Origin of the sequence: Mycobacterium asiaticum, assembly GCF_001673635.1 — a bacterium.
GTDB lineage: Bacteria > Actinomycetota > Actinomycetes > Mycobacteriales > Mycobacteriaceae > Mycobacterium > Mycobacterium asiaticum_C.
On sequence record NZ_LZMH01000086.1, the window covers coordinates 23162 to 32298 of the forward strand.

7 protein-coding genes and 2 pseudogenes are annotated in these 9137 nt (G+C 65.6%); 2 read left to right on the forward strand and 7 right to left on the reverse strand.

Annotated elements, in window-relative coordinates; genetic code table 11:
- Positions 1–20: 20 nt before the first annotated feature.
- The 6 genes from A5645_RS26665 to A5645_RS26690 form a co-directional block, all read right to left on the reverse strand.
- Positions 21–1439: a nitrate/nitrite transporter gene (locus tag A5645_RS26665; protein WP_065131651.1), complete on the reverse strand. Its 1419-nt coding sequence runs from the start codon at positions 1437–1439 to the stop codon at positions 21–23.
- Positions 1440–1574: 135 nt separating this feature from the next.
- Positions 1575–2111 (reverse strand): GNAT family N-acetyltransferase, encoded by a 537-nt coding sequence (locus tag A5645_RS26670; protein WP_065036127.1) that lies wholly within the window; start codon positions 2109–2111, stop codon positions 1575–1577.
- A 20-nt stretch (positions 2112–2131) separates the two neighbouring features.
- The gene (locus A5645_RS26675; protein WP_065131652.1) at positions 2132–3007 is read right to left on the reverse strand and encodes a 5-oxoprolinase/urea amidolyase family protein; all 876 of its coding nucleotides are present in this window, start codon (positions 3005–3007) and stop codon (positions 2132–2134) included.
- Between the two features lie 10 nt (positions 3008–3017).
- Positions 3018–3665 (reverse strand): 5-oxoprolinase subunit B family protein, encoded by a 648-nt coding sequence (locus A5645_RS26680; protein WP_065131653.1) that lies wholly within the window; start codon positions 3663–3665, stop codon positions 3018–3020.
- An 89-nt stretch (positions 3666–3754) separates the two neighbouring features.
- Positions 3755–4735 (reverse strand): ABC transporter substrate-binding protein, encoded by a 981-nt coding sequence (locus A5645_RS26685; RefSeq protein ID WP_065131654.1) that lies wholly within the window; start codon positions 4733–4735, stop codon positions 3755–3757.
- A gap of 32 nt (positions 4736–4767) precedes the next feature.
- Positions 4768–6027: a DNA polymerase domain-containing protein gene (locus tag A5645_RS26690; RefSeq protein ID WP_065131655.1), complete on the reverse strand. Its 1260-nt coding sequence runs from the start codon at positions 6025–6027 to the stop codon at positions 4768–4770.
- 69 nt (positions 6028–6096) lie between these two features.
- On the opposite strand from A5645_RS26690, the pseudogene fadD2 reads away from it, so the two are divergent.
- Positions 6097–7758 (forward strand): annotated as a pseudogene (fadD2, locus tag A5645_RS26695) (long-chain-fatty-acid--CoA ligase FadD2); the annotation flags it as partial.
- Positions 7759–8001: 243 nt separating this feature from the next.
- Here fadD2 and A5645_RS27970 read toward each other — a convergent pair.
- Positions 8002–8331: an ATPase gene (locus A5645_RS27970; RefSeq protein ID WP_436405533.1), complete on the reverse strand. Its 330-nt coding sequence runs from the start codon at positions 8329–8331 to the stop codon at positions 8002–8004.
- 539 nt (positions 8332–8870) lie between these two features.
- Between A5645_RS27970 and A5645_RS29515 the strand changes: the two are divergent.
- A pseudogene (locus A5645_RS29515) lies at positions 8871–8942 on the forward strand (hypothetical protein); the annotation flags it as partial.
- Between the last annotated feature and the right edge of the window lie 195 nt (positions 8943–9137).

Consider the following 9137-nt stretch of genomic DNA (forward strand, 5'->3'; position numbering starts at 1 on the left):
ACCGGGATCTATACCGGGATCTATACGTAGGCCAGACTCGGGCTTGCCGGGCTGACTGCCCGAAGTGGCCTGCGCACGTACACCGCCCACGTCAGCAGTGCAGCGGCCACGTAGAACCCGACGAACACCCAGAACGCTGACGTCGCGTTGCCGCTGTCCAGGTAGGACTGGCGCAGCGCGAGATTGACGCCGACGCCGCCCAAAGCGCCGATCGCTCCGGCGAATCCGATCAGTGCGCCGGACATGGAGCGCGACCACTGCCGGCGCTGCATTTCGTCGAGTCCGAGGCCGTGGCTGCGAGCCTCGAAAATCGACGGAATCATCTTGTACACCGAGCCATTGCCGATGCCGGACAGAATGAAGAGCGCCACGAATCCCCCGATGTAGCCGATCATTACCGTTGTCGGGGCCGGTCCATGGTGGTGTTCGGCGAAAGTGCTTCCGCTGACCAGGATTCCGGCCCCAATGATCATGGCGCAGAAAACACCCAGGGTGACGCGGCCGCCCCCGATCCGGTCAGCCAGCCGGCCGCCGTACACCCGCGACAACGAGCCCAGAAGCGGCCCGAGGAACGCGATCTGCGCGGCGTGCAGCGCGGCGTGCGCGGAGGACTGTCCGCTAGCCATGAAGTTGATCTGCAACACCTGGCCAAACGCGAACGAGAACCCGATGAACGAGCCGAAGGTGCCGATGTAGAGCAGCGAAACCACCCAGGTGTGCGGCTCGGCCAGCACCTTGACCATCGTGTTCATTTCGATGCGGTATTGCGGCAGGTTGTCCATGTACAGCGCGGCGCCGACCCCGGCGACGGCCAGCAGCACCAGGTAGACGGCGCACACCCAGTACGGCTGGCGATCACCAACAGTCGCGATTACCAGCAGCCCGACCAGCTGGACCATGGGCACCCCGAGGTTGCCCCCGCCCGCGTTGAGCGCCAACGCCCAGCCCTTGAGCCGTTGCGGATAAAAGGCGTTGATGTTGGTCATCGAGGAGGCGAAGTTACCGCCGCCGAACCCGGCCAGCGCGGCGCACCCCAGGTAAGGCCACAACGGCAGACCGGGATGTGCCAGCAGATACAGGGTCAATACGGTGGGGATCAGCAGGACCACCGCGGAGAAGATCGTCCAGTTGCGACCCCCGAACTTGGCGGTGGCGAAGGTGTATGGAAGGCGCAGGCAGCCGCCGACCAGAGTGGCGGTGGCGCCGAGCAAGAACTTGTCGCCGGCCGAGAATCCGTAGACCGATGCGGGCATGAACAGCACCATCACCGACCACAGTGACCAGATGGAGAATCCCACGTGTTCGGCCGTCACCGACCAGATCAGGTTGCGCCGCGCGATGTTCTTGTTGCCCGCTTCCCAGGCCGCCACATCCTCGGGGTCCCAGTCGGAAATCACGTGCGAACGGCCCCTCAGTGACCTCCGAAACTCGGCGAACATGCAGACTCCTAACTCATCGATTGCCGATCACGCTAGGAATGCTTTGTTGCGCGAGCGCTTCTGGCAGTGACCCGGGGATGAATTTCGGATCACCGCACCGCACTGCCGCGTGTGAGGGGCTCGATTACCGTCGGACTACCAGACGTCTCCGTCGCGCCAATCGCAGGTCAATTCCGCAGCGGTGTCCAGCTGGACGCTCACCGGGAGGACGAACACCGTTCCGTCGTCCTCAGGTGTGCGGGTCCTTCCGGTGGGGGCCAGCACCGACGTCGGACCGAGCCAGGGCAGCCAGCCGCGGGTGGCATACAGGCGGCGGGCCTGCACCGTGGAACTGAGTGCCCCGAGTTGGTAGGCGCCGCGCATCACCTGCTCGACGCCGTCCAGCAGCGCGTGCACCAGCCCTTGCCCCCGCCAATCTTCGCGCACCGCAACACCTTCGACGTAGCCGCAGCGTAATGCCCGGCCCTGGTAGAGCAGTCGTCGCTGCACCACCGAGGCGTGCGCGATGATCGCGCCGTGATGCCAGATCAGCGCGTGCATCCCGCCCAGCGCGTGGTCCCAGTCGGTATCGGCGAAGTCCCCGGCGAACGCCGCGGTCACCATCTGGCAGATCCCGCGTCGCGTCTCGCCGTCGAGATCTGCGGTGTGTACCAGCCGTGCGGTGTGCACGATCCTGTTCTACCAGGCCGGGTTCACCAGGCCCGACGGGGCCGCGCCCAGTGCAGCCGCACGTGCTGACCCGGTCGGACCTGCGCCAATTTGTCGATGTCTTCGTCGATCACCACGCCGATCACCGGGTAACCGCCGGTGATCGGATGATCGGGACCCAGTACCACCGGTAATCCGTTGGGCGGCACCTGAATTGCGCCGCGTACCACCCCCTCGCTGGGCAGTTGCCGGTCCGGGTTGCGGTGCTGCAGTGGCGGCCCGGTGAGGCGCATGCCCACCCGGTCGCTGCGGTCGGACGCCACCCAATCCGTGTGTACCAGGGCGTCGGGGTCGACGAACCAATCATCGCGGGGCCCCGGGATCGCGAGCAACTCCACCGCATCGTCGGTGATCGCGGCGACGGGGGCCTGCTCGAGTTCCGGGAAGTCGGCGGTGTGTTCGCCCACCGGCAATACATCGCCGGGTTGCAGTGGCAGCGGCCCGATCTCCGACAGCACGTCATAACTGCGCGAGCCCAGAACCGGTGTGACACCGATGCCGCCGCGTACCGCCAGATACGACCGCAGCCCGGCCCGAGGCGTGCCTAACGAGATAACCTGGCCGTCCCGGACGTGGTGAATGCTGTTGGTGCCGAACATGATTCCGCTCGCAGTCGGGTCCGTGTCGGCTCCGGTGACCGCGATGTCGAGGTCGCCGCCGCGGACCCGGACCGACAGGCCGCCGAACGTCACCTCGACGGTGGCCCAGTCGTCAGGGTTGGCGACCAGCCGGTTGGCCAGCGCGTGCGATCGACGGTCGGCGGCGCCGGACCGGCCGACACCGAGGTGGGCCAGTCCGGCCCTGCCGAGGTCCTGCACCAGGGCGAGCGGTCCGCTGCGCAGCACTTCCAGAGTCGTCATGGCGAGCCTCCTAGTGCGCCCGGAACCGGACCGACGTGCCCCTTGTCAGCAACGCGGGGTCCGGTCGGTCGACGTCCCACATCACCGCGTCGGTGTGCCCGATGATCTGCCATCCGCCGGGTGACCGGCGGGGGTAGACCGCGCTGAACTCACCGGCCAGGCCCACCGACCCGGGCGGTACCGATGTCCGCGGTTCGGTTCGACGCGGCACCCGAAGCCGCTCGTCGCCGCCGATCAGATACGCGAATCCCGGGGCGAACCCGCTGAATCCGACCCGCCATGGGGTGCTGGTGTGCGCATTGATCAGCTGCGCGGTGGTCAGGCCGGCGAGTCGCGCGACCTCGGCCAGATCGGGACCGTCGTACACGACGTCGATCACCACCTCCCGATCCGGCTCGGTCAGCGACTCGGCGGATTCCTGCGCGACGCGGAGCTTGCGCAGCCGCTGGCGGGTCATGCCCTGGAAGCGGGGGCCGTGCAACTTCACCAGGACGGTGCGGGACGCGGGGACGATGTCGACGACGCCGGGCAGGGCGGCGGCGCGCAACGCATCGGCCCACGCCAGTACTTCGGCGGTGCTGCCGCACTGCAGCAGCAGGGCCTGGTCCCCGTAGTCGACGACGTCACAGGCCAACTCGGTGATCTCCGTCACATTCATAATTCACGGTAGCCCCGGAATTGCGGCGTCGGCCATCAACTTTCGAGCACTGCCAGAGGTGCCTTAGCAAACGCTCATGCTAGGTGCGGCTAGCCCAGGATTTTGGTGATCTGCGGCGGGAGTTGGTCGGCCACCACCGGATAGCTCAGCGGTGACGCGAAGGCGATGGCTCCCGCCAGGTCCTTGGTGGTGAAGATGTGCCGCTTTTGGGCGGTCGCCACCGATCCGGCCACCTCCGGGTCGGCCAGCAGCGCCTGCTCGTCTTCGGGACTCTCGGTGGACCAGATCAGCACATCGGCGGAGTCGAGCACGTCTTTGATGCGGTCGCGGGGGATAACCGCGCGCTGATCGGTGGCGTAGGCCTTGATGCTGTCGGAGATGACCAGGCCCATCTGATTCAAGAAGTCGGTCCGCCAGCCCGCCACGGTGGCAACCACCGTGCCCTGCCAGAGCCGGCCCTGCATCAGCAGCGCCTTTTTGCCCTTCCACTGCGGATTCTTCTGGCCGACATCGGTGAACCTGCCGTCGACAGCCGCGATCAGCGACTTCATCTGGTCGGCCCGAAACACCGCCTGCCCGATGGCGGTGGCCTGGTCCTTCCACGGTTCGAAGAACGCGTCGCCGCCGGACTGAGCGATCGTCGGGGCGATCGCCGACAGCTTCTGATAGGTGTCGGCGTCGAGGCCGGCGTTGATCGCCACGATCAGATCAGGCTTCAACCCGGCGATCTGGTCGACCTGAATCCCGTTGTCCAGGTTCAGCATAACGGGTTGTGCCGGGCCTAGTTTGGGTTGCGCCCACGGCCACACCGCGAACGGTTGATCGCCGAACCAGTTGGTCACCGCGATCGGTACCACGCCCACCGCGAGAAGGTCGTCCTGCTCGGTGTAGCCGGCGCTGACGACGCGCTTGGGTGGTTCCTTGACGACGGTCTCGCCGAACAGGTGGGTGACCGTCACCGACCCGCCACCGGGCGACCCTGGCGGCGGCTTGTTCTCGGAGCACGCCGCCAGCAGCCCGGTAGCCGCGGCGACCTGCAGAAATCCCCGCCGACTAAACCCCTGTTGCACAGCGTGAGAGTATCGCGTGCTTTACCCGACCGTCAGTTGCGTGGTCGTGGCCTCGACGTGTATCCCTGCTCGCCCTTTTGCCCGCCCCTCTTCCAAGGACTGTAATCGGCGATCAATTTCTCCTGCGGTGGCCGTTCTTCGGCCGGTACATGCTGCAGGTTTATCCGGATCCGGTACCAGATCGAACTTGGCCCGCGCATCCCGTCGACCAGGACGTCGGCGGGTTTCAGTCGCTCGGCCGCTGCGGGGTGGCGCTGCCGCCAGGCGTCCAGCGCGGCCATGGCTTCGTCCTTGGTTTTGGTGCGTGCCACCTCGATCAGCGGCATCACGGATTGTCGGCGACCGTGGGCACTCTTGCCTGCCCCCTTGGGCGCCCGTTCCGGCGGGCCCATCTCCTCGGCCAGGGCCAGCAACGCGTCGAGTCCGCCCGTCGCGTCGTCCATGCCCGCCCACGGGTCGCCGATCTCGGCGAACCGGTCGGGAACCGTGTCGATGGTGAATTCCTCCGGGTTGCAGTCGGCGACCTCGTCCCAGCGCAACGGCGTGGACACCCGCGCGTCCGGGGTGGCCCGCACCGAGTAGGCCGAGGCGACGGTGCGGTCCTTGGCGTTCTGGTTGAAGTCGACGAACACGCCCTCCCGCTCTTCCTTCCACCACCGACTGGTCGCCAACTCCGGTGCGCGACGCTCGACCTCGCGCGCCACGGTCTGAGCGGCCAGCCGCACCTTGGTGAACGGCCAGTGCGGCGCGATCCGGGCATAGATGTGGAAGCCCCGCGAGCCCGATGTTTTCGGCCACGGGGTCAGGCCGTAATCCTCGAGGACGCCGCGGGCCACCAATGCCACGTCGACGATGCGTTGCCAGGAGACCCCGGGCATCGGATCCAGGTCGACCCGCAGTTCGTCGGGATGGTCGAGGTCATCGGCCAGCACGGGATGCGGGTTCAGGTCCACGCACCCCAGATTGATCACCCAGGCCAGCCCGGCGGCGTCGTGGATCACCGCCTCGTCGGCCGAGGTGCCCGAGGCGTACCGCAGGGTGGCGACGTCGACCCAGTCCGGCCGCTTGGCCGGTGCTCGCTTCTGAAAGACCGCTTCCTCGGTGATGCCCTTGACGAATCGTTTGAGAATCATCGGCCGGCCCGATACGCCGCGCAGCGCACCGTCGGCCACGCTCAGGTAGTAGCGGACAAGATCGAGCTTGGTGGCCCCGTGATCAGGGAAAACGACCTTGTCGGGGTGGGTAATCGTGACCTCGCGTCCGGTCACGTCCAGCGACACGGGTTTGGTCATAGATGCCGATGGTAATTCGGTGGAAACCTACTGGTCGCATTGCGACCTCCGTCACATATGGTGAGGACTATGCCTAACCTCAGCGACCTGCCCGGCGTCGGAAAAATCCAGCAATACGTTGAACGCGGCGCCGCCGAACTGCACTACGTGCGCAAGATTTTCGAGTCCGGTGCGTTCCGGATCGAACCGCCGCAGAACTATGCGACTTTGGCCAGCGGCATCGTCAAATGGGGTGAATTCGGCATGCTGCCGGCCCTCAACGCCGCCCGCACTCCCGACCGCGCGGCGTGCATCGACGAAGAGGGCGAGTTCACCTTCCGGGAACTCGACGAGGCCGCCCACGCGGTCGCCAACGGGCTGATCGAGAAGGGCGTCAAGGCCGGCGACGGCGTCGCCATTCTGGCCCGCAACACGCGTTGGTTCCTGATTGCTTACTTCGGTGCCGCCCGCGTCGGTGCCCGCATCATCCTGCTCAACAGCGAATTCTCCGGTCCGCAGGTCAAGGAGGTGTCGGAGCGCGAAGGCGCCAAGATCATCATCTATGACGACGAGTACACCAAGACCGTCAGCAAAGCCGAACCCGAACTGGGCAAGCTGCGGGCGCTGGGCACCAACCCGGACAGCGACGAAGACTCCGGCAGCCAGGACGAGACGCTGGCCGACCTGATCAAGCGCAGCAGTAAGGATCCGGCCCCGAAGGCCGGCAAGCACGCGTCGATCATCATTTTGACCAGCGGCACGACTGGAACCCCCAAGGGGGCGAACCGGAGCACCCCGCCGACGCTGGCGCCGGTCGGCGGCATCCTGTCGCACGTGCCGTTCAAGGCCAACGAGATCACTTCGCTGCCGGCGCCGATGTTCCACGCGCTGGGCTTTCTGCACGCCACGATCGCGATGTTCCTGGGCTCCACGCTGGTGCTGCGCCGCAAGTTCAAGCCCCCGCTGGTGCTCGAAGACCTCGAGAAGCACAAGGCGACCGCCATGGTCGTGGTGCCGGTGATGCTGTCCCGGCTGCTGGATGCGATCGAGAAGATGGACAAGAAGCCCGACCTGTCCAACCTCAAGATCATTTTCGTGTCTGGTTCGCAGCTGGGTGCCGAGCTGGCATCTCGCGCGCTCAAGGACTTTGGGCCGGTGATCTACAACATGTACGGCTCGACCGAGATCGCGTTCGCGGCCATCGCCGGGCCCAAGGACCTGGAAAAGGATCCCGCGACGGTTGGGCCTGTCGTCAAGGGCGTGAAAGTGAAGATCCTGGACGACAACGGCAAGGAGAAGCCGCAGGGCGAGGTCGGGAGGATCTTCGTCGGCAACGCTTTCCCGTTCGAGGGCTATACCGGCGGCGGCCACAAGGAGATCATCGACGGCCTGATGTCCTCGGGCGACGTCGGCTATTTCGACGAGGACGGCCTGCTGTTCGTCAGCGGCCGCGACGACGAGATGATCGTCTCCGGCGGGGAGAACGTGTTCCCCGCCGAGGTCGAGGACTGCCTGAGCGGCCATCCCGACGTCGTGGAGGCGACCGCGATCGGCGTCGAGGACAAGGACTGGGGCCACCGGCTGCGTGCCTTCGTGGTCAAGAAGGAAGGCTCCGATGTCGACGAGGACACCCTCAAGAAGCACGTGAAAGAGGAGCTGGCCAGGTACAAGGTGCCGCGCGAGGTCATCTTCCTCGACGAGCTGCCGCGCAACCCCACCGGCAAGATCCTCAAGCGCGAGCTGCGCGAGCTCGACGTCGACGACAAGGAAGAAGCCAAGAGTAAGGCGAAGGACCTGGGCTCGAAGAAGGGGTCCGAGAAGGGGTCCGAGAAAGGCTCCGAGAAGGCCGACGAGAACGGTGGCTCTGCGAAAGCTGACTCTGGCGACAGTGAGAAGGCCGACGAGAAGGCCGACGACAAGGCCGACGAAAAAGCTGACGAGAAAGCCGACGAGAAGGCCGACGAGAAGAGTGGCGCCGCCGACGGGTAGGCGGTTCTAGCTCACTCTTCGGGCTTGAATCGCCCGGACGATTTGGGCCGACAAGTTGGGGTCGACCAGAAGCTGCTCTATAAGTGCGGTGATCACGTCCTGACCGGTCACCCGCGCCAGTCCGAGGCGGTCGGCGGCATCCCGTTGCCAAATGTCCAGCGCCCGGTGGGTGGCGGGGGACAGGTCGACGGTCCTGCGCGTGCGCTGGATGCGGGCCGGCGGTTTTCGGGTGCGGTAGCCGGCGGTTGGCTGCTCGCGGATGCGGGGCGCCTGCGCTTGCCGGTAGTTGGCGAAGCGCTCCGTCGGCACCCCATCTCCGATCGGTTCAATACTCACTGCGGCGACCTTCCTCCGAGGGCCAAGCAGTGAGTCAGTGTAGGAGTGTTACCTGAGCCTTTGCTGTACGCCCGTTTAACAAATTTGCTACAGCACTACTCCGCGCATTAATTTGAACTGATCTACTGAAAGCATCCAACGTATATCAGTACTTCAGCATTGCAGTAGTAGCAGTTCACAGCGTTTCAGTAAATTGTATTTCAGTAATGATGACAAATAGCGCCAAGATTTACAGCTAAACCAAATAAAATAACCATGGTTTGCCCAGGAAGTTATCAATAGCGTTGGTGGTGGCAATTCGAAGACTCTTGGGAGGAGTTCCAATGTTGATCACACCGCGTTGCGCCCGGATTGCGGCCGCCGGTGCGGTGGGCGCCGGTGCGTTGACTTCGGCACTGTTGTTCGGCGGCACCCCCATCGCTCAGGCGGCACCGCCCGCCACCATCACCAGCGTCGCCCAGGCACCGCAGCTCGGACCGCACGTCATTCCCGTACGCGGCGGCCACGGTTGGGGCGGCCACGGCCACGGCGGCTGGGGCCACGGCGGCACCTCGGAGGTGCAGCTGAACATCATCGCCGAGCGCCTGCTGGGCCTCCCCCGCGACCCGTAACAGGGGCCGCGTTAAGTGGCGCGAACAGACGCTAAAGCACCCAATTTCGGCACGAAATGGGTGCTTTAGCGTCTGTTCGCGCTAGCTGGTCACCACCACCAGTTCCACCATGGCCGTCCCCAGCCCCGGGGTCCCCAGCCGTGGCCGCCGCGTACGGGAATGACGTGCGGTCCGAGCTGCGTGGCCTGGGTGCCG